The 21,334-nt window shown below is 62.2% G+C and carries 16 protein-coding genes and 1 pseudogene; 9 read left to right on the top strand and 8 right to left on the bottom strand.

The features are described 5' to 3' along the window. The first annotated feature begins 128 nt into the window (after positions 1 to 128). Genes BGP85_RS21550 through BGP85_RS21525 form a run of 6 tightly spaced genes read left to right on the top strand, consistent with a single transcriptional unit; the run spans position 129 to position 6,933 of the window. Positions 129 to 1,088, top strand: coding sequence for an AAA family ATPase (locus BGP85_RS21550; protein ID WP_027919334.1), 960 nt, complete (start codon positions 129 to 131; stop codon positions 1,086 to 1,088). A 3-nt stretch (positions 1,089 to 1,091) separates the two neighbouring features. Further along, on the top strand, positions 1,092 to 2,036 hold the full coding sequence (locus BGP85_RS21545; RefSeq protein WP_103449765.1) for a DUF58 domain-containing protein: 945 nt from the start codon (positions 1,092 to 1,094) through the stop codon (positions 2,034 to 2,036). Continuing rightward, positions 2,033 to 2,527 (top strand): DUF4381 domain-containing protein, encoded by a 495-nt coding sequence (locus BGP85_RS21540; protein WP_103449764.1) that lies wholly within the window; start codon positions 2,033 to 2,035, stop codon positions 2,525 to 2,527. The genes BGP85_RS21545 and BGP85_RS21540 overlap by 4 nt, the downstream gene beginning before the upstream one ends. After that, complete coding sequence (locus tag BGP85_RS21535) at positions 2,520 to 3,596, top strand: vWA domain-containing protein (RefSeq protein WP_079227103.1); 1,077 nt, start codon at positions 2,520 to 2,522, stop codon at positions 3,594 to 3,596. The genes BGP85_RS21540 and BGP85_RS21535 overlap by 8 nt, the downstream gene beginning before the upstream one ends. After that, positions 3,593 to 5,311, top strand: a complete 1,719-nt coding sequence (locus BGP85_RS21530; protein ID WP_103449763.1) for a tetratricopeptide repeat protein — start codon at positions 3,593 to 3,595, stop codon at positions 5,309 to 5,311. The genes BGP85_RS21535 and BGP85_RS21530 overlap by 4 nt, the downstream gene beginning before the upstream one ends. Further along, entirely contained in the window at positions 5,308 to 6,933 is a 1,626-nt protein-coding gene (locus BGP85_RS21525) for a BatD family protein (RefSeq protein WP_103449762.1), read from the top strand. The genes BGP85_RS21530 and BGP85_RS21525 overlap by 4 nt, the downstream gene beginning before the upstream one ends. A gap of 510 nt (positions 6,934 to 7,443) precedes the next feature. Here the strand turns inward: BGP85_RS21525 and BGP85_RS21515 are convergent. The 5 genes and pseudogenes from BGP85_RS21515 to BGP85_RS21495 all read right to left on the bottom strand — a co-directional run. Further along, positions 7,444 to 8,400: an SEL1-like repeat protein gene (locus BGP85_RS21515; protein ID WP_103449760.1), complete on the bottom strand. Its 957-nt coding sequence runs from the start codon at positions 8,398 to 8,400 to the stop codon at positions 7,444 to 7,446. A 68-nt stretch (positions 8,401 to 8,468) separates the two neighbouring features. Then, complete coding sequence (locus BGP85_RS21510) at positions 8,469 to 9,431, bottom strand: phospholipase D-like domain-containing protein (protein ID WP_146048991.1); 963 nt, start codon at positions 9,429 to 9,431, stop codon at positions 8,469 to 8,471. A 523-nt stretch (positions 9,432 to 9,954) separates the two neighbouring features. Next, the gene (locus BGP85_RS21505) at positions 9,955 to 11,025 is read right to left on the bottom strand and encodes a T6SS immunity protein Tli4 family protein (protein ID WP_146048990.1); all 1,071 of its coding nucleotides are present in this window, start codon (positions 11,023 to 11,025) and stop codon (positions 9,955 to 9,957) included. After that, positions 11,019 to 11,522, bottom strand: coding sequence for a hypothetical protein (locus BGP85_RS21500; protein WP_103466519.1), 504 nt, complete (start codon positions 11,520 to 11,522; stop codon positions 11,019 to 11,021). The genes BGP85_RS21505 and BGP85_RS21500 overlap by 7 nt, the downstream gene beginning before the upstream one ends. A gap of 391 nt (positions 11,523 to 11,913) precedes the next feature. After that, positions 11,914 to 13,704, bottom strand: a pseudogene (locus BGP85_RS21495) (type VI secretion system Vgr family protein); the annotation flags it as partial. Positions 13,705 to 14,044: 340 nt separating this feature from the next. On the opposite strand from BGP85_RS21495, the gene BGP85_RS21490 reads away from it, so the two are divergent. The 3 genes from BGP85_RS21490 to BGP85_RS21480 are packed head-to-tail and all read left to right on the top strand — an operon-like array spanning position 14,045 to position 19,514. After that, entirely contained in the window at positions 14,045 to 15,283 is a 1,239-nt protein-coding gene (locus BGP85_RS21490; protein WP_103449759.1) for an exonuclease SbcCD subunit D C-terminal domain-containing protein, read from the top strand. Beyond that, positions 15,280 to 18,924, top strand: coding sequence for an AAA family ATPase (locus BGP85_RS21485; RefSeq protein WP_103449758.1), 3,645 nt, complete (start codon positions 15,280 to 15,282; stop codon positions 18,922 to 18,924). The genes BGP85_RS21490 and BGP85_RS21485 overlap by 4 nt, the downstream gene beginning before the upstream one ends. Continuing rightward, complete coding sequence (locus tag BGP85_RS21480; RefSeq protein ID WP_103449757.1) at positions 18,921 to 19,514, top strand: glutathione S-transferase; 594 nt, start codon at positions 18,921 to 18,923, stop codon at positions 19,512 to 19,514. The genes BGP85_RS21485 and BGP85_RS21480 overlap by 4 nt, the downstream gene beginning before the upstream one ends. 128 nt (positions 19,515 to 19,642) lie before the next feature. Here the strand turns inward: BGP85_RS21480 and BGP85_RS28965 are convergent, their stop codons facing one another. From BGP85_RS28965 to BGP85_RS21470, 3 genes are all read right to left on the bottom strand, one after another. Continuing rightward, positions 19,643 to 19,819 carry a hypothetical protein gene (locus tag BGP85_RS28965; protein ID WP_177334226.1) on the bottom strand — a complete coding sequence of 59 codons (177 nt, stop codon included), beginning with the start codon at positions 19,817 to 19,819 and terminating at the stop codon, positions 19,643 to 19,645. A gap of 123 nt (positions 19,820 to 19,942) precedes the next feature. Then, positions 19,943 to 21,073 carry a lactonase family protein gene (locus BGP85_RS21475; RefSeq protein ID WP_181004569.1) on the bottom strand — a complete coding sequence of 377 codons (1,131 nt, stop codon included), beginning with the start codon at positions 21,071 to 21,073 and terminating at the stop codon, positions 19,943 to 19,945. Further along, the gene (locus BGP85_RS21470; RefSeq protein WP_103449755.1) at positions 21,039 to 21,329 is read right to left on the bottom strand and encodes a DUF5629 family protein; all 291 of its coding nucleotides are present in this window, start codon (positions 21,327 to 21,329) and stop codon (positions 21,039 to 21,041) included. The genes BGP85_RS21475 and BGP85_RS21470 overlap by 35 nt, the downstream gene beginning before the upstream one ends. Between the last annotated feature and the right edge of the window lie 5 nt (positions 21,330 to 21,334).

The following is a 21,334-nucleotide window of genomic DNA, read 5'->3' as shown; positions in this document are numbered from 1 at the left end:
GTCCATGGGCAACATCAGCGAACCCCACAACGCCTGCGTGCAGATTTCGACGCGGCACCGCGGATAGATTAAAGTATCCCCCCTGCCAGGCTGCCCGCCCCCTGGCGCAAACCCAGGAACCGTCGCCGATGGAACACCGTGAAGCGCTGATCGCGCTACGCACCTTTCTTTCCTCCCAGATCCTAGGCCAGGAGAAACTGGTCGAGCGCCTTTTGATCGTGTTGCTGGCCGACGGCCACATGCTGGTCGAGGGTGCGCCGGGCCTGGCCAAGACCAAGGCCATCAAAGAGCTGGCCGAAGGCATCGAGGCGCAGTTCCATCGCATCCAGTTCACTCCCGACCTGCTCCCGGCCGACATCACCGGCACCGAGATCTATCGCCCGGAAACCGGCAGCTTCGTGTTCCAGCAGGGGCCGATCTTCCATAACCTGGTGCTGGCCGACGAAATCAACCGCGCTCCGGCCAAGGTGCAGTCGGCGCTGCTCGAAGCCATGGCCGAGCGCCAGGTCAGCGTGGGCCGCAGCACCTACGACCTGTCGCCGCTGTTCCTGGTCATGGCCACGCAGAACCCGATCGAGCAGGAAGGCACCTACCCGCTGCCCGAAGCCCAGCTCGACCGTTTCCTGATGCACGTGAAAATCGGCTTCCCCGATGCCGCCGTAGAGCGCCGCATCCTGGCCCAGGCTCGGGGCGAAGCGCTGGGCGGCGAGGTGAAGCCTGAGCGCCGCGTCAGCCAGCAGGCGATCTTTGCCGCGCGCAAGGAAATCCTCGGCCTGTACATGGCCGACGCCGTGGAGGAATACCTGGTGCAACTGGTCATGGCCACCCGCACTCCGGCCAAGTTCGACGCCGAGCTGGCCGACTGGATCGCCTACGGCGCCAGCCCGCGTGGTTCGATCGCCCTCGACCGCTGCGCGCGTGCTCATGCCTGGCTGGCCGGGCGCGACTTCGTCAGCCCCGAAGACATCCAGGCGGTGCTGTTCGATGTGCTGCGCCACCGCATCATCCTGTCGTTCGAAGCCGAAGCGGCGGGGATCGACCAGGACCGCGTGGTCCAGCGCATCCTCGACGTCGTGGCCGTCGCCTGACCCATGCCCACCGCGCCGCAGGCCGAACCCGGCATCCGCATTGGCCTCGCCGAACTGATCGACATGCGCCACCGCGTGCGCGAGATCCAGCTGTTTTCACGTCCTGGCCAGCGCAGCCCGCTGGTCGGCCTGCACCACTCCAAGCTGCGCGGGCGCGGCGTGGACTTCGACCAGGTGCGCGTGTACCAGGCCGGTGACGATGTGCGCAACATCGACTGGCGCGTCACCGCACGCACCCAGGAGCCACACACCAAGCTGTTCCACGAGGAACGCGAACGGCCGATCTTCATCCTCGTCGAACAGAGCCAGCGCCTGTTCTTCGGCTCGGGGCTGATGTTCAAGTCGGTGCTCGCAGCCGAGGCCGCCGCGCTGTTCGGCTGGGCCGCGCTGGGCCACAACGACCGCATCGGCGGGCTGGTGTTCGGCGACAACGAGCACCACGAGATCAAGCCACGGCGCAGCAAGCAGAGCCTGCTGCAGCTGCTCAACCGCCTGGCCAAGGTCAACCAGGCCCTGCACACCGAAGCCGCGCCACAGACCGACAGCCTCGGCCTGGCTCTGCGCCGCGCCCGTGAAGTGCTGCGCCCCGGCAGCCTGGCCATCATCATCTGCGACGAACGCTCGCTCAGCGCCCAGGCCGAGCAACACCTGGCCATGCTCTCGCGCCATTGCGACCTGTTGCTGATGCCGGTGTCCGACCCGCTCGACCACGCCCTGCCCGCCGCCGGCCTGCTGCGCTTCGCCCAACGCGGCTCGCAGCTGGAGCTCGACACCCTGGACGCCAACCTGCGCCAGGCCTACCGTCAACAGGCCGAAGCGCGCATCGAGCGCTGGGAGCTGATGGCGCAGAAGCTGCGCGTACTGTTGATGCCGCTCAGCACCCAGAGCGAGATGATCGAGCAACTGCGCGAGTATCTGAACGCCCAGCGCCCCGGGAGCGGCCAATGAACCCGCTGGACCAGTTGCAACCACTGATTGCACCGCCGGCAATCGGCATGTGGCCGCCGGCACCGGGCTGGTGGCTGCTGCTCGCATTGCTGCCGCTGCTGGTCTGGGGCCTGTGGCGGTTGCGCCGCTGGCGCCCGGGCAAGCGCCCGGTGGTGCGCGCCGAGCTGCCGCTCGACCCGGTGCGCCTGGAAGCCCTGGCCGAACTCGCCCGCCTGCCGCGCCCCTATGACGGCGCCCCGGCCGGCGCCTGGCTGCAGCAGATCAACGCCCTGCTCAAGCGCCTGTGCCGCAACCACTACCCCGGTGCCAACAGCCATACCTTGAACGGCCGCCAGTGGCTGGCCTTTCTCGACAACCGCTGCCCGGCCGCCGGCCTGACCCGCTGGATGGTGCTGGTCGAAGGCGCCTACAAGCCCGAGTGCAAACTCGACGACAAGGCCATCGTCGGGCTCAGCCAGGCGGTCGAAACCTGGATTCGCAAACATGTTTGAACTGGCCTGGCCGTGGATCTTCGTGCTGCTGCCGCTGCCGTGGCTGGCGCGCCTGCTGCTGCCCGCCGCCGACAGTGGCGAGCCGGTGCTCAAGGTCGGCTTCCTCGACGAGCTGGAAGGGCTGGCCGGGCGCCGTGCACGCCTGAACCTGCCGACCCTGCGCCAGCAGGCGCCATATGTACTGATCTGGCTGTTGCTGCTGCTGGCCGCTGCGCGCCCGCAATGGCTCGGTGAACCGGTGCCGGTGGCCGCCAGTGGCCGCGACCTGCTGGTGGCGGTGGATGTGTCGGGCTCGATGGACTTCCCCGACATGCAGTGGAAAGACGAAGACATCAGCCGCCTCGACCTGGTCAAGGCATTGCTCGGCGACTTCCTGCAGGACCGCGAAGGCGACCGTGTCGGCCTGATCCTGTTCGGCAGCCAGGCCTACCTGCAAGCCCCGCTGACCTTCGACCGGCGCACCGTGCGGACCTTCCTCGACGAAGCGCAGATCGGCATCGCCGGCAAGAACACCGCCATCGGTGACGCCATCGGCCTGGCGGTCAAGCGCCTGCGCCAGCGCCCGGCACAAAGCCGGGTATTGGTGCTGGTCACCGATGGCGCCAACAACGGCGGGCAGATCCACCCGCTGACCGCCGCCCGCCTGGCCGCCCAGGAAGGCGTGCGCATCTACACCATCGGCATCGGCGCCAACCCTGAGGCCAGCGGCACGCCCGGCCTGCTCGGCCTGAACCCGAGCCTGGACCTCGACGAAGCGTCGCTCAAGGAAATTGCCGACATCACCCACGGCGCCTACTTCCGCGCCCATGACGGCGCCGAACTGAACGCCATCGGCGACACCCTCGACCAGCTGGAGCCGGTGGCCCAGCAACCGACCCAGGCGCGCACGGCCAAAGCCCTGTATGCCTGGCCGCTGGCCTTGGCCCTGCTGCTCAGCGTGTTGCTGGTGGTGGCGGTGCAATGGCCCGACAACCTGCTGCACAAGGTGCTGCGCAAACCGCGTTTCCTGCAGCCCCATCCGGAATGGCGCCAGCGCCTGAAACGCCTGCGCTTGAGGAAACGCCGATGATCGATCTCTGGCCACAATGGCTGCGCCCGGTCTGGCTGCTGGTCGTGCCCCTGCTCGGCTGGCTGCTGTTCAAGCTGTGGCACCGGCGCAAGCGCGCCGGGCGCTGGCAGATGATCCTGCCGCCAGCGTTCCACCCGGTGCTGCTCGGCGGCGGCACTGGCAGCAACAGCAAGCTGCCCTGGGTGGCCCTGGGCCTGGCCTGGCTGCTGGTGGTACTGGCCCTGCTCGGGCCAAGCTGGCAGCGCCTGGAAGAAACCCGCCAGCGCCCGGCCGACCCGCTGGTGATCCTGCTCGAACTGACCCCGCAGATGCTTGCCGAAGACGTTGCGCCCAACCGCCTGGAACAGGCCCGGCGCAAGATCCTCGACCTGCTCGAACACCGCAATGACAGCCAGACCGCGCTGGTCGTCTATGCCGGCAGTGCCCACACCCTGGTGCCGCTGTCGGATGACCTTGGCACCACGCGTAACCTGCTGGAAGCCATCGACCCGTCGATCATGCCCAAACCCGGCCAGCGCGCCGACCTGGCCGTGCAGAAAGGCCTGGCCCTGCTGGCCCAGAGCGGCCTCGGCCAGGGTCGCCTGCTGCTGGTCGGCTCGGCGCTGAGCGCGCCGGAGCGCCAAGGCATCACCCAGGCCCTCGGCCGCCAGGGCCCGAGCCTGCTGATGCTCGGCATCGGTACCGGCGACGGCGCGCCCGTGCGCCAGGCCAATGGCGAATATCTCAAGGATGACCAGGGTGGCATCCTCCTGCCGCGGCTCGACAGCGCCAGCCTCAAGGCCTTCATCAGTGGCACTGGTGGGCGCTACCGCCATGCCCGCATCGACGACCTCGACCTGCGCGGCCTTGGCCTGTTCGACAACCCGCGCCACCTGCACGATGCCGGCCAGACCCTGCAACTGGACAGCTGGGCTGACCAGGGCTACTGGCTGTTGCTGCCATTGTTGCTGCTGGCCGCCTGTGCCGGGCGCCGCGGCTGGCTGTTCTGCCTGCCGCTGCTGCTGGCCCTGCCGCAACCGAGCCAGGCCTTCGAATTCAACGACCTGTGGCTGCGCCCCGATCAACAGGGCCAAATGCTGCTGCGCAAGCAACGCCCGGCAGACGCCGCCCGGCATTTCCAAGACCCGCAATGGCGCGGCATGGCGTTGTACCAGGCCGGCGACTATGCCGGTGCCGCCGAGGCCTTTGCCCAGGGCGACAGTGCCGCAGCCCACTACAATCGAGGCAATGCCCTGGCCCGCAGCGGCGAGCTGGAAGCCGCCCTGGATGCCTACGAACAGGCGCTGGAGCGCCAGCCCGACCTGCAGCCGGCACTGGCCAACCAGGCGCTGGTGCAGCAGCTACTGCAGCAACGCAAGGCCCAGGCCGAAGAACAACCGGCCAACAGCGATGCCCAAGGCACCCCCGGCAGCGAAACCGAAGGCAACAGCAGCTCGGCCAGCAGCCCCACCCAAGGCACCCCCGGCAGTGAGGAACAGGCCAAGGCCGAAGAGCCCGGTGAAGGCAGCAACAACAGCCAGGCGGCGCCTGGCAACCAGGGCGGCGATGACGACAGCATCACCCAGCCGCCGCAGCGCCCGGTATCGACCAGCCTCGATGCCGAACAGCGCCAGGCCCTGGAACAATGGCTGCGCGAGATCCCCGACAACCCGGCGGAGCTGTTGCGGCGCAAATTCTGGTATGAACAGCAATTGCATCAGGAAAACACACGATGAGTCGCTTCGGCGTCTTTCTACTCAGCCTGTTGTGGACCGTCACGGCCCAGGCCCTACCCACGCTGCAGGCCAGCGTCGATCGCACGCGCCTGGAAGCCGGCGAAACCCTTGAGCTGACCCTCGAAAGCCAGGACGTGACCGAGTTCGGCAAGCCCGACCTGCGCGCCCTGGACAGCGACTTCGAAGTGCGCGGCACGCGTCAGCTGAACAGCCTGCACACCCTCGACGGCGAAACCCGCGCCAGCACCCGCTGGATCATCACCTTGCTGCCACGGCGCAGCGGCAGCCTGCGTATCCCCGAACTACAACTGGGCCAGTCGCACAGCCAAGCCATCGACCTGCAAGTGCTGCAGGCCGACAGCAGCCGCCCGGAAATCGCCTCGCAGGTGTTCGTCGAGGCCACCCTGGACAGCAACGCGGTGTACGTCCAGGCCCAGGCCGTGCTGACCCTGCGCATCTACCACTCGGTGTCGCTGTACGACGACAGCAGCCTGAGCCCGCTGCAGCTGGAAAACGCCAAGGTCGAGCCGCTGGGTGAGTCGCGCACCTACGAGAAAGAAATCAACGGCGTGCGCCATGGGGTGATCGAAACCCGCTACGCGGTGTATCCGCAGCAGAGCGGCGATCTCGACATCCCACCGTTGACCTTCACCGCCACCGCCGCCGACAACGGCCAGCAACCCGCCGGCACCACCCGGGCAGGCCGCCAGGTGCAGGTCAGTTCGTTGCCTCTGCGCCTGGCCGTGCGCCCCATCCCCGCCGACTGGCCCGCCAACGTGCCCTGGCTGCCGGCACGCAGCCTGACCCTGGAAGAACACTGGAACCCCGACCCGGCCAGCCAGCAGCCACAGATCGGCGACTCGCTGACGCGCAGCATCACCCTGCGCGCCGAAGGCCTGTCCAGCACCCAACTGCCGCAGCTGCCTGCCACCGAAATCGTCGGCCTGCGCCGTTACCCGGACCAGCCGGTGCTGCGCAACGAGATCAGCGAGCGCGGCATGACTGCCAACCGCGAGGAACGCGAGGCCCTGGTGCCGACTCACAGCGGCAAGCTGGCCTTGCCGGCATTGGAAGTGACCTGGTGGAACACCCGCGAAGACCACTTGGAGCACAGCAGCCTGCCGGCGCGTATGTTGGACGTGCAGGACAACCCGGCACTGAGCGCCGACACTCCGGTTGGCGACAGCAGTGGTGCCAGTCACCTGCTCTGGCCTTGGCAGCTCGCCACCCTGTTGTTCGCCCTGACCACGGTGCTGGGCTTCGCCCTGTGGTGGCGCGCCCGCTCGCGACCAGCGGTGCTGCGCGCTGCGCAGAATGGCCCGAGCCCCCGTACTCTGCTGGATGACCTCAAGCGCGCATGCCAGGCCAACGACCCCCAGGCCACCCGCCAGGCGCTGGATGCCTGGGCACGGCAGCAGCCGGAAACCCTGGCCGAGATGGCGGCGCGGTTCGTGCCGCTGTCGGATGCGCTGGACGGGTTGAACGGGGCGTTGTACAGCGAGAGTGGGCAGTATTGGCAGGGTGAGGACCTGTGGCGGGTGATCGGAACGATTCCGCCGGCGGAACAGGTGTTGTTGCCGACTGGGGAGATTGGGAGTTTGCCGCCGCTTTATCCGAAGTGAGGGGTGTGGCTGAGAGGTGCACACGTTTGGGATCTTCAGCCAGGAACCTGACAGCCCGGACGCAATCATGATTTAGGTCAATGCGTCCTTCGACATTTGCGCGCGACCGCTCTGACGCATAGCACAATTTCGAGTGCTAAAAGGTGCATTATCGCGGGACCGACGCCTTTGCTTTAAATGTGAATACAAGCATGAGGCAGGCTTGCACAAACAAATAGACAGACAGATAGAAAAGGGATTCATACTTACCCTTACTGACGCCAAAGAAGACCATAGAATAATAAGCCCCAGGAAGCGACAGAACAAACGAAATAAGAAATTGATACTTAGGAATACAATCCAAAGGTCGCTTCCCGCTGCACAAGAATACGATCGCTTTGAAAGGAGCGTAACAGGCCCCGGAAAGCGGGATCGCCAAAATTACAGCCATCAATATATAGAATAGAATGCCCGGCATTTTCTGTCCGCCTCTTTAATCCATGCTGATACCGTCGACCCGAGTTACATTACTCAGGTTTTCCGCGGAAGACCAGTTACAGGATCAAGATGTTTCTCTGCACTTAGACGCTCAACCAAGTCCTGACTAGGCTTCACCGGATTTGTTTTCGACGCACGCTCTTTCTGCCATTGAAACGAACCATCCCAACTGGGGAGCTGGGCAGGCGGAAGAGGTACGATATCATCTATATCGGGCAGCTTTGCTCCAAGCTGCTCATTTTCCTCTAAGAAATCACTTATTTTCTTGTATCTTACAGAGCGCTCCTTATCGGCCTCTAATGCAATATAATAAAGACTGTCTTCTGGGGGGGCATCAAAAGCTTCTCCAAGTTTTCTGGCTGATGCAGCATCTCCCGATTTTACGCCTTGCTGATAAACCTGCACCGCTTCGTTGTAATTGGCACTCACGCGTAGAGAAACCGCCAAATTTTCCGCAGCTCGCCTGTGCCCTTGGAACGCCGCGCAACGACGCATCTCCGTCACTACGCTATGCGTTCCTATAACACGACCCAACAGACTTGCAACATAGAACTGCGCATCAGGACTTCCCAAGTCTGCCGCCTTACGGAAATAAGCGTTTGCTTTATCGCGGTCCTGCTCAACGCCAAAACCTAATTCAAGGTAATGCGCCATATCATAATAGGCGCCAGGTATGCCTTGAGCCATAGCGCTTTCAACAAGTTCAATTGTTTCTTTTTGTGGGTCGGGAGAATTAGCCAGTCCCTGAGAGATGAGTGCCTGCAAATTGGTAGAAGCCTTGTAGTGACCATGAGATGCTGCAATACGATAGTATTTTGCAATTTCATTGAAATCCTTGGGCCCCTCCTGCTGCTCTAGAAAAAGCCCGTACTTATAAAGCGAATCTGCGCCTGGATCCAATGGCGGAAGCACATCAGCCTCACGACGGCATTCAAATGTGAGATCTTTATACATTTCGGACGTATCGGACGTTTCAGTCTGCATCGGCATCAGGCGCTCCTCGAATGCTATAATTAAGCCAATAAAAATAACACACGCAATATATATACTTATACATTTTAATCCAAGTTTTTACGTGCAGGGCTGTCGCGAAAGAATTCTATTAGCGAAGCATATGGAGCTTTTTTCTCATCCAATGATGAAATTTTATTTTGCTCTTGACGTTGATTATTTTCCAAAATGATATCATTCCACCTGAGAAATGCTTCCGCTGCATCGTCTTGCGCACCCATCCCCTTCGTATGTATATCCCAAAGGTGTTTGCGAAGAGGTTTTGACAACGCAGAACTCTCATGGCATATATTGAGCTCGCTGTCGACCTCCATGCTGCGTATGTTTATATTGGCGGAGCCTAACGTCGTGCATACATCATCGATTATCGCTAGCTTGCTATGAATATAAACAGGCATCCAGTTATCTGGCGGTGAATCAGGAGCGACCAATGTGCAGATGTGCACCTTGAGCCCCGGGATCTCTACCGGAACAATGGCTGCATCTTTCTTGATCGCAATCGACGCCTCGAGTTCCTTCTGCCTGGCTTCTGCCGCTGCGACTTTGGCTTCACGCTCATTTTTCATCTTTTGCAAGAGCCTGGAATCTACCAGGGGTTGTGCAACATAGTTCAGTGACATCAAGGATTGCCTGGCGCTTATCGTTTCTGAGCGTGCCAGCCTGAGTTGTTCATCCAGCTTTTCATTTCGCTCAAGCTTCGAAACGGTAGGCATGACATCTTCCCGCCCCAGGCTGCGCAACATCCTGTGAGTGTTCATTGAGCCGTCACCCATTCCTTCGTCGCTTGAGTTCGTTACGACAAACAGGTGAATAGCCCCATGTTTCGCATGGTTCCTGCCCCATTCCAGCTGCTTTTGCGCGGCGTTTTTTATTGCGGTTGCAACAGGTTCCCACCTGAAATACTGATTCTCCATGTATATATAATTTGTGACGTTATTGGTCGCTTTCAGATAAAGCGCCTTGATATCATGCACACCTTCCTGCTGCTGTGTACGAAGCAGTTGCGCCATGACAGGCGTGCCTGCATCGGGTCGAACTTTTAAATTCGTTGCACTACTTTTTCGTTTCGACAGCAGATCAACGCCGGTTTCACGCTTCCACGCCTGACAAAAGTTGTGATTGAGGTGCTCAAGGATCGGTCCTGTGACTTTACTGGAGATATCCTGACCCGATTAATAAAAATAGGGAGATGATGCAGCCAACAATTGCAAGGCCAATACTGGCGACTCCTAAAAAGCGCACAGGGTTTGGGGAAATAGAAATCATGGGCAGTTTTCTCACTGTGGGATTGTCATAATGCAGTATGAGTTGTCATTCCGATATTTCAAAAAACGTCGCAGCGATGCCATGTCCCCAGCATGGACTGGGGAACCGACGGTTTTGACGAAAGCTACACTCTGCGTGAAAAACCTTGTTGCTCGGTGACGCTGCATTTGAAATAACCTCGGAAGGCTAATTTACAACCCGTAGACTCCGCTTTCTTAGCTATTTTCGCTTTGACAGAGCTTCGTCTCAAGAATTTTCACACAGATACTAGTATGAGATGAGTGAGTTGAGAGCCTCATCCCATATCCTCATAAAACGTTCCTCGTCTATGGAGTCCGTTTCCGTTGGGTCAGGAAATCCTGCGCCATTCTTCGGCGGCTGCTTGGTGGTGTAGCTGTAATCCAAATCGAAACGAACTTCAGGTTTGTCATCGCTATTTGGTTCGCCGGGATAATACCATACAGCATTAACTTCAGTGAGATATCCCTCACCGGATTTCTCTGTGCTCGCCTCAATTACCTCTTCGCCTAGAAGATTATTAATAGTCCGCTTGGTGTTGCGATAGGTGCGGTGTTGGAAATCAGATTTCATCATCCAAGCAGCCCCGTCAGCCGGTTTGAAGATGCTATTATTTCTTTGAGATAAATATTGATTAGCTGTGCCGCCATATTGTTTTGATGTAAACTTTGCCCTTAAATTTGGATGTTCTGCGAAATTAAAGTCCACATAAACACCTTCGTTGCCAGTCTGGTGAGTGATGCAACCAGTTACATAGCAAAGGCTTTGCTGATTGCCCATATCGCTGAGCGGTATTGAATCAAGAATTAGACTGATTTGTTTTTCGCTATTGAGTGTGCTGTCATTGCCGAGTACAAATTTCATGTTGTTGAACCATTTGTATGCCAGCGTGGAATACACTACTTTGTTAATCGGCTCGCCATCGAGTCCTTCGCCGGTAATTCGAGTGTGGTCGTATTTGAAGACTATAGCACCATTCTCTAACGACTTCTTCGTTGCCTTGTGTTCTGCATTACTAAGATTTCGTTCTTCTATGGTAAGCCATTTTTTTTGTGCCTCTCGATCCACACGAGCCTTTATGTAGTCTGGTGTAATGGCTACAGGTACGCCATTCAGCTCAAGTAATGCGCCATCAAAGACTGCGTCTTTCGGCAAAACAATACTGAACCGACCTGCTCGGACCATTTTTGTTTGACTTTTAGTTGAGTCCATCGCTACTGGTGCTCCTCTCGCAATAGGAATAGTCAGTGGGGCAATCAATAAAGCACAGCCAATCACAAGTGCAACTGCACCCGTTAAAGCGGTACGAGGCATTAGCATAAGTTTTTAGCGTCCTTGGCGAGGCTGATTATCGAGTGGAGCGTAATCGCACGAGCCGACTTATCATTGTAAGAAGCGCTGTGCTCAAAGCCAGAAAGACGTGCTGAAAATTTGATATGGTCCGTCACAGCGGCAGCAGAGTGCGAAGGTACTGTGCCATCTCCCGTATCATCCTGTGAGGCCATCGCCGCATGATAGGCATCCCCGCTATATTCAGCCCCTATAACTGCGGGACCGTGCAGCGGTTGGTAGGCAATCTTGCCGGCTGTTTGCGCATTAGCTAGTGTTAGGTAATTAATTCTATTATCTGTACTGAGCTTCAGGTGTGGCGTCGCTTCTTTTGATGATGCAGGAGAGAATTGGCCCGTCATATTTCTGAATGCTTTAAGCACCCAGTCAATCTTGTTCCATGCGGGGAACTTGCTGTCAGACCCAAAATGCGCATAGGTTTGATGGAAGTAATAAGTTCCCAGTTCGGCATGGAAATTTTGAGCCATTTTCAAGTTCTTTAAATATAAATTCCAGCCCTTTTCAAGCTCTTCTCGATTTTGCGCGCGAGGCTCTACCAAGCGTGGATCGCAAAGACGCCACCATGCAGTAGTTTTCGAATAAATTTCGTCGTAAGGGTTGGACGTCCGGGGTAGTGACATCAGAATGGGGCCGTCTTTTTTCTCCCAGCGGACATTCAGCCAACCGTTGCCGTAGAGCTGATTCGGGAGCAATTGTAAAGGACCTGGCGCGCCAAAGACCGGGGTGACTTCGTCGGCATTTGCTCCTATGGCTAAGCGTCCTGTGAAATCCTCCCACCCGGCTCTCACGCGCCGATATGCTGTGCCGGCACCGATCGCAGGCTGCACGCCGTGGACAACCCCCAGTATATTTTCTGGATATTTTTGTGCGCAGCGCCTCCCTACGAGACCACCCATCGAGTGGGTAACGCTGGGCGCGCAGGGCGCCGTAGGCGTCGGTGCGCAGCTCGAAGCCGGTACCGCGCAGGGCGCCGCGGTTGTTGCCGCGCTGGTCGATCAGGTAGCCGAGGTTGAGCTGGGTGTGGCCATGGCTGCTGTGCAGCTGGGTGCGCACCTGGCCGGTGGAATCGTCCATCACCCACTGGTTGAAGCCGCCGCCGCCGATCTCCTTGCTCTTGTAGCCGCTCATCAGGCCGCTGGAGTGCCAGGCCGGTTTGTGGCCGCCGTACACCTGGCCCATGATCAGCGGGCGGTCGATGTCATTGTCGAGGAAGGTGACCACCACTTCTTCACCGGCGCGTGGCACGTGCACGCTGCCCCAGTCCGGGCCGCTGCTCGGTAGCAGCATGCGTAACCAGCAGGAACTCAGTTCACCGTCTTGGCTGAGACGGTCCCAGTGGAAACGCACGCAGACGCGGTTGAGGCTGTCGGTGAACAGTTCATGGCCGTTGGGCGAGACCACCACGGCAGTCTGCGGGCCGGGCGAGGTGGGCTTGGTGTGTTCGAACGGGCTGCGGTACGGCGCGCTGTGCAGCTGGCCTTCGAAGTGGCTGATGAAGAAGCCATAGGACCCTTCGCTCAAAGCCGAGCCGAGCAGACCATCGTCGGGTGCCGGGCGCACGGTCTTGAACAGTGGTGCCAGGCTGCCAGGCGCGTCGCGGCGTTGCTGGGCCATGGGCAGGTTGCTTTCGGCAAAGAACTGCACCTCGATCAGCAGGAACTGCCGGGCCTCGGCGGCCTTGCGCTCGTACAGCGGATGCTGGGTCAGCTCGAACCAGCGGCCGGCCTGCAACTGGCGCACGCCGCCCTGACCGTGGACGCGGCGGGCCTGGGATTCGTGCTGCTCGATCTGCACGCGGCTGAGCCAGTCGCCGCGCTCCTGTTTCTGCCAGTTGTACTGGCCCTGGTATTCGTAACGCTCCAGGGCGGCAGGCGCGGAGGCGGCCTGCAAGGCCGGCATCACGCTTTCACGCGGCTGGCTGTGAGCCAGGTAATCGACGCTGCGCCAGTTGAGCTTGCCGCTGAGCAGTTGCGAGCCGGTGCTCCACTGGGTGATGCCGTCCTGCTTCTGGGTCACGCTCTGGGTGTGGAACGGCACTTGTTGCGGGGCGAGCGCGGGCAGGGTGTCGACGCTGTCGGTGAAGACGATGCAGTGGCTGTCGGCCTTGTGATCGACGTACCAGAAAATCCCTTCGAGCTCGCACCAGCGCTGGACGAAGTTGGCATCGGTCTCGTTGAACTGGGTGACGTAGGACAGCGGTGCGTATTCGCGGCGCAGGTCGAGGCGGTAGTTGCCCTTGGCCTGTTCGTACTGGGCGAACACGTCTTCGAGGATCGCGGGCAGGGCCTTGTCCTGCCAGATGCGGCAGTCGCTGCGGTATTCGAGCAGGCTGAACCAGGGCGCGAACACCAGCTGCCAGTCGTGCAGGCCGCCGTCGCTGCCCAGGTAACGCACGCTCTCGACCAGGCCATGGCGCGGGGCCTGGCTGCCGTCGTCGCAGAGCAGGGCGAGGCTGACGGGCTGGCCGATGAGTTTTTCCGGGTCGTACTCGGTGTCTTGCACCAGCACGTCGAGGGTGTAGCGCGGGGTGCGGCCGATGCGTTCGACGCCATGGGCGCGCAGGGCCTGCAGCTGGTCGGCACCCAACGGGGTGGTCAGTTGCAGCAGGCGGCCGCTTTGCGAAAGCGGGGTGCCGAAGGTCAGGTCCATTGAAAAAAACTCCGTTTACTGGCAGCACACCCCGAAGGCAGCTCAACACTGCGCCAGTGCCTGGTGCCATATGCCCTTCCATGGGATTAGCAATTTTGTTCGGACATTGGAAACTAGGACATCGGATATAGACCGTCAATAGACCAAATGTTCAATGCGAAGGCACATTTGTAGGACGTGAACCACATCGCGCTCAAGGCCGCTCAAGCCCGGCAACGCCGATTGCCGGCACATGCACTTACCTGCCCTACCGCCCTGGCTTGGGTTACCATACCCGGCTCCGCGAAGCCCATCATTCAAGCCAAGCCCCGGCTTGCTGACTCGACACCACAGGTCATCCATGCGTCTGTTTCACACCTCCGACTGGCACCTGGGCCAAAGCCTGCACGGCCAGGAACGCGACTTCGAACACGCCTGCTTCCTCGACTGGCTGCTCGGCCAGCTGCGCCTGCGCCAGCCGGACGCGCTGCTGATCGCCGGCGACATCTTCGATACCGTCAACCCGCCGGTCAAAGCCCAGGAGCGGCTCTACGACTTCATCGTCCAGGCCCACGAGCAGCAGCCGAAGCTGGACATCGTGATGATCGCCGGCAACCACGACTCCGGCTCGCGCATCGAGCTGCCCGCCGCACTCATGCGCCGCCTGCGCACCCACGCGCTGGGCCGGGTGCACTGGCTCGACGAAGGCCAGCTGGATGCCGAGCGCCTGCTGATCCCGCTGACCAACGGCCGTGGCAAGGTCGCTGCCTGGTGCCTGGCCCTGCCCTTCCTGCGCCCGGCCGAAGTGACCGGCCCGCAGCTGGGTGACGACTATCTGCAAGGCATCACCCAGGTGCACCAGCAGCTGATTGGCGCGGCGCAGAAAAAGCGCAAGAAGGATCAGGCGCTGATTGCCATCAGCCATGCGCACATGGCCGGTGGCGCGGTGTCCGAAGACTCCGAGCGCAGCCTGATCATCGGCAATGCCGAGGCCTTGCCGGCCAAGCTGTTCGACAAGTCGATCAGCTACGTGGCGCTCGGCCACCTGCACAAGCCGCAGAAGGTCAACCGCGAAAGCCGCATCCGCTACAGCGGCTCACCGATCCCGCTGTCGTTCGCCGAAATCAACTACCCGCACCAGGTGCTGGAAGTCGAACTGGAGGGCAGTGAGCTGATCAGCGTCGAACCGCGCCCGGTACCGCGTGCGGTGGCCCTGCAGCGGGTCGGCCCGGCACCGCTGGGCGAACTGCTCGAACAACTGGCCGAGCTGCCGGTGATCGACCTGCTCGAAGACCCCAACCGCCAGCCCTGGCTGGAGGTTCGAGTGATTCTGGACGAGCCGCAACCCGATCTGCGCCAACAGATCGAAACCACGCTTGAGGGCAAAGCCGTGCGGTTGATCCGCATCAGCGCTGAATATGCTGGCCGCAACAACAGCGAAGATGACGACCAGGCATTCGTCGAACTGGCGCAGATGACCCCGCAGGACCTGTTCAGCCGTGCCTGGGAGCAAGCCTACGGCAACCCCGTCGACGAGCAGGCCCTGGCCGATTTCGCCCTGCTGCTGCAGGAAGTCCAGCTGGAAGAGGAACAGCCATGAAGATTCTCGCCATCCGCCTGAAGAACCTGGCATCCCTGGCCGGCCCGGTAGACATCGACTTCACCGCCGAGCCCCTGGCCAGCGCCGGCCTGTTCGCCATCACCGGGCCCACCGGCGCCGGCAAGAGCACCTTGCTCGATGCCCTGTGCCTGGCCCTGTTCGGCACCGTGCCGCGCCTGAACGACATCGGCCGCGAAGCCAAGGTGCCGGATGCCGACGGCGAAATCCCCACGTCGGACCCGCGCAACCTGCTGCGCCGTGGCACCGGCAGCGGCTTTGCCGAAGTCGATTTCGTCGGCATCGACGGCCACCGCTACCGCGCCCGCTGGGAAGCCAACCGTGCCCGCGACAAGGCCAACGGCAAGCTGCAGTTCAGCCGCCAGAGCCTGTATGACCTGGACAGCGAACAGGTGCTGGGCAGCGGCAAGAGCGAATACAAGCAACTGATCGAAGCCCGCCTGGGCCTGAATTTCGAGCAGTTCACCCGTGCGGTGATGCTGGCGCAAAGCGAGTTCGGTGCCTTCCTCAAGGCTGACGACAAAGAGCGCAGCGAGCTGCTGGAAAAGCTCACCAACACCGCCATCTACACCCGCCTCGGCCAGCGCGCCTTCAGCAAGGCGCGGGAAACCGGCGAAGCACACAAAGCGCTCAATGACCGCGCCAGTCACTTGCTGCCGATGGCCGCCGAAGCCCGCGCCGAACTCGACCAGCGCCTGGAGCAGGCGTTGCAGCAGTTCAAGGCCGACCAGGCCGGCGAGCGCCAACTTGAGCAGCAACGCAACTGGCTCAATGAACAACGCCAGTTGCAGGCTCAGCACGCCGAAGCCGGCGCCACCCTGCAAGCCGCCGAACAGGACTGGCAGCAGCTGGCCGAGCAGCGCCTCGACCTGCAACGCCTGGAGCGCCTGTCGCCGCAGCGCCACCAGTTCCACCGCCAGCAGATGCTCGGCGCGCAACTGGCTCCGGTCGCGGCGCAGATTGCCGAGCAACAGCGCCAGCAAAGCGAATTGCACAAGCGCACCGCAGAGCTGGAACAGGCATTGCTGGCGTCTCACGAGGCCCTGGCCCAGAGCCAGACCCTGCACAGCGAAAATGCCCCGCGCCTGCGCCAGGCCTTCGCCGGCCAGGACAACCTGGCGCGTCTTGACCAGGAACTGGCGGGGCAACGCACCGCCTGCGATCAGGCCGCGCAGCAGGTCGCAGAAGGCCAGCAGCAACTGCAGCAAACGCAAGAGAACCAGCAGCGTAGTCAACAGCAGCTGGCCCAGATCGACACCGCCCTGGCCGACAGCCAGCACCTGGCCGGCCTGGCCAATGCCTGGCAGGCCTACCTGCCGCAACTCAAGCAGGTGATGCTGATCGGTGGCCGCCTGGCCAAGGGCCGCGAGGAACTGCCTGGCCTGCAGGCCCAGGCCAGCCAGGCCAATGTCCAACTGCAGACCCAGCGCGACCACTTCGAGCTGCTGTTCCGCGAAGCCAAGGCCGAACCCCAGGCCCTGGCCGAACAGATCGACCTGCTCGGCAACATGCTGCAGGACAACCGCAAGCAGCAACGCGCCGTCGAAGAGCTGTCGCGCCTGCATGGCCGTGAGCAGGAGCTGCGCCAACAGCTCGATGCCCTGCGTGAGCGTCAGCAGCAGGCCATGCAGCAACGCCAGCAACTGATCGGCGAAGGCACGGCGGCCAAGGCCGAACTGGAAGCCGCCGAACAGGCGCTCAACCTCACCCGCCAGTTGCTGGAACGCCAGCGCCTGGCGCGCAATACCAGCGTCGAGGAACTGCGCGGCCAGTTGCGCGATGGCGAGCCCTGCCCGGTGTGTGGCAGTGCCGAGCACCCGTTCCATCAACCTGAGGCCCTGTTGCAGAGCCTTGGCCGCCATGACCAGGCCGAAGAGGATGCGGCACAGAAACAGGTCGAAGCCCTCAACGGCAAGCTGGTCGAACTGCGCACCCAGCTCGGCGTGGTCAACGCCCAGCTCAAGGACTATCAGCAGCAACAGCAGCAGCTTGGCGAACAACTGCAACCGCTGGTGGCGCAGGAGCAGGCGCACAGCCTCTGGCCCGCCCTCGCCCCGCAGGACGACAAGGCCCGCAGTGCCTGGCTCGACAGCCAGCTGCGACGCCTGGACGAAGAAATCGGCAAGGACGAGAAGCGCCTGAGCGCCCTGCTCGCCCTGCAGAAGGATGCCGCCCGCCTCAACCAGCAACTGCAGGCAGCGCAGGAAGCCCAGCAACAGGCCCAGCGCCTTCTCGACCAGCAGCACCAGGCCCTGGCCAGTGATGAGCAGCAGCTGGAGCAGGGTCTCAAGGACTTGGCCAACGTACTCCCGGGCGACGTACTCAACGCCCTCAGCGATGACCCGGCCAATGCCTTCCTGACCCTCGACCAACAGATTGCCCAGCGCCTGCAACTGCTGGAGCAGCGCAAGGATGAGCAGGAAGAACAGCAGGCACGCCAAGTGCAGCTGGACAAGCTGCGCGACCAGCAGCAAGCCCGCGTGCAAGCCCTGGCGCAGGTAGAGCAACAGCTCGCCGCACTCGACACCCAACGTCAGCAAGCTCAGACCGCGCTGGCCGAGCTGCTCGGCGAGCAGACCAGCGCCGAAGCCTGGCAACAGCACATGGACAGCCAGCTGGAACAGGCCCGTGCCATCGACGCAGACACCGCTCAGCGCCTGCAGGACTTGCGCACCCAGGGCGTGCAACTGGCCAGCGAACTCAAGGCCAATACCCAGCAGCAGCAGGCGCTGGAAAGCGAGTGCCGGCAACTGCAGGGCGACATCGCCCAGTGGCGCGCCGAGCATCCGGAGCTGGACGACGCCGGGCTGGATCGCCTGCTGGCCATCGACGACGCCCAATTGGGTGAGCTGCGCCAGCGCCTGCAAGGCGCCGAGAAGGCCATCGAACAGAGCCGCGTGCTACTTCAGGAACGCGCACAGCGCCTGCAGCAACACGCCGCGCAGATGAGCGTCGATGCTTCGGCCGAAGACCTTGAGCAGGCACTGGGCGAGCTGCGCGAGCGGCTGGCCGGCCATGAGCAACAATGCGCCGAACTGCGCGCTCAGCAGGCCGACGACCAGCGCCGCCAGCAGGCGAGCCAGGCCCTGGCCGGTGAAATCGAGCAGGCCCGCCAGCAATGGCAGCGCTGGGCGCGGCTGAACGCCCTGATCGGCTCGGCCTCGGGCGATGTGTTCCGCAAGATCGCCCAAGGCTACAACCTAGACCTGCTGTTGCACCACGCCAACGCCCAACTGCGCCAGCTGGCGCGCCGCTATCGCCTCAAGCGCGGTGGCAGCGCCCTGGGCCTGCTGGTGCTGGACACCGAAATGGGCGACGAGCTGCGCTCGGTGCACTCGCTGTCCGGCGGTGAAACCTTCCTGGTCTCGCTGGCCCTGGCTCTGGGCCTGGCATCGATGGCCTCGAGCACCCTGCGCATCGAATCGCTGTTCATCGACGAAGGGTTCGGCAGCCTCGACCCGGAATCGCTGCAACTGGCCATGGACGCCCTCGACGGTCTGCAGGCGCAGGGGCGCAAGGTTGCGGTGATCTCCCACGTGCAAGAGATGCACGAGCGCATTCCGGTGCAGATCCAGGTACGCCGCCAGGGCAATGGCCTGAGCGACGTGGAGGTGTGCGGGTGATCCTCTACTCGTTCCGTCGCTGCCCGTGGGCCATGCGTGCGCGTCTGGCGCTGCGCTATGCTGGCTGCGCGCTGGAGATCGTCGAGGTGGCGATGAAGAACAAGCCGGCAGCACTGCTGGCCTTGTCGCCCAAGGGCACGGTGCCGGTGCTGGATACCGGTGACGGCGTACTGGAAGAGAGCCTGGACATCATGCGCTGGGCGCTAGAACAACACGACCCACAGAATTGGCGCCTGCAGGCCAACCCGGCCGCTGCACAGCGCGCCGAGGTGCTGATAGCCCGCAACGACAGCACGTTCAAGGCGCAGGTGAACCTGTACAAGTACGCCGAGCGCTACCCGGAGCACTCACGCGAGCACTATCGCCAGCAGGCCGAGGCCTGGCTGGCGGAGCTGGAACAGTTGCTCGAAGGCCAGCCATACCTGCTGGCCGATCACCCGAGCCTGGCCGATGCCGCGCTGTTGCCCCTGATGCGCCAGTTTGCCGGGGTCGAACCGCAGTGGTTCGCCGAGGCGGCTTATCCGCGGGTGCGGAGCTGGCTGGAGGGGTGGTTGGCTTCGGACCTGTTCAAGTCAGTGATGGCTCGGTGAAATACTCTCAGCCTTGACTGGATCCCTGTAGGAGCGGGCTTGCCCCGCGAAACAGGCGCCGCGATGGCTGGCACCGGCTTCGCCGGTGTTCGCGGGGCAAGCCCGCTCCTACAAGGACCGAGTAATGTTCAGTGGCTGTGCTTGCCACTCAAGGCCGCATGAAAGTTGGCGCTCTGGCGCAGGTACTGCTCGGTGTAGCTGTGGGTGGTCGTGGCCTTGCTGCTGTCGGCATGGGCATGGGCCGGCAGCACGACGGAGGCGGAGATGGCGGATGCGGCAATCACGGGGAAGAGATTGAAGTTCATGGTGGCTGACCTCGACGTGTGTGGTTTGACGTTCAGCCGCTTGGGCCTTGGGTCAAACTTACGCCGCTGAGGTCGCCCGCAGAAATTCATTGCGCTGGTAAGGGTTATCACCGCTATCGATAGTCAATCGATGAACTTGAGATCCGAAGGCGCATCCTGCTTGAAGTTCTGCACCGTCTCGCCGAGCTTGCCGCTGCGCGGGTCGCGGCGCATGACCACGATCTGGTTGCTCTTCTGGTTGGCCACCAGCAGGAAATTGTCGCTCGGGTCCAAGGCGAACTCCCGCGGGTGGTCGCCCTCTACCGAGCGGCGCTGCAGGAAGGTCAGCTGGCCATCGTCCTTGCCCACGCTGAACACCACGATCTCGTTCGCCGTGCCGCGGTTGCTGACGTACAGGAAGCGCCCGTCCGCCGACAGATGCAGGCCACCCGAGGCCTTGGCGGCGACATCCTGCTGCTCGGTCAGCGGCAGGCGCTGACGCGCCAGCAAGGCAGCGTCCTTGACGTCGAACATCACCACTTCACCGCTCATTTCCAGCGTCAGGTAGGCATGCCGGCCCTTGGCATCGAACAGCAGATGACGCGGCCCGCTGCCGGGAGGCAGGTCCACCGACGCCGGGGTCGCCGCGCTCAGCGGGTGATCGGCGCTGGCGCCGTCGTAGTCATAGATGAAGACCTTGTCGGCGCCCAGGTCGCAGGCATACAGATGCAAGCCATCCGGTGACAGCACCAGCGAATGCACGTGGGCCCCGGCCTGGCGCTCGGGGTTGACGCCACTGGGCTTGTGCCGCAGCTGCTGCACCACATCCTTGAGCTTGCCATCCTTGGCCACCGGGATCACCACCAGGCTGCCGCCCGGGTCGGGGGCAACGGCGTAGTTGGCGACGAACAGGTAGCGCTGGTCGCGGCTCAGGCTGGCGTGGGTCGGTTCATCACCACGGCTGGCCACCTGGTTCAGCGGCTTGATCTCGCCCTTGGTGCTGACGCTGAAGCTGCTGACTTGGCCGTTCGGGGTTTCATTGACCGCGAACAACTGGCGCTGGTCGGCTGACAGCACCAGCCACGACGGGCTGACGCTCTCGACCACCTGTTGCGGCGTCGGGTCGATCTGCCCGGTCTTGCTGTCGAACGCGTAGCGGTAGATGCCCTGGCTCTGGCCATCGGTGTAGCTGCCCACCAGCAACGTGGCGGCGTGGGCGGTGATTGTCAGGCTCATCAGGCTAGCGGTCAGCAGGTTCGTCCAGATCCGGTTCATCATCGTCTTCATCCGGGGCGCGAAAGGCACTCATACAGACTAGACGATGCTCGCCCTGGGCATCGGCGAGTTGCCATTCATCACCGGCACCGACGGCGGCAGCGAGCTGCTCGGGGGTGAACGACCAGCGGCGGTGCTGGCGACCATCCATGCACTTGATGGTCAGGCCGGATTCGTCGCAGGTGAAATCGAAGGCGTGCAAACCGTCGATCAGGAGCATGTCGCAGGATGCGAGGGCGGTGGCGAGAGGGGACATGGGAA

Origin of the sequence: Pseudomonas putida, assembly GCF_002906855.1 — a bacterium.
In the GTDB taxonomy this organism is placed as follows: domain Bacteria; phylum Pseudomonadota; class Gammaproteobacteria; order Pseudomonadales; family Pseudomonadaceae; genus Aquipseudomonas; species Aquipseudomonas putida_N.
Note: the sequence above shows the minus strand (reverse complement) of the source record. Positions and strands in the feature narration are given on the sequence as shown.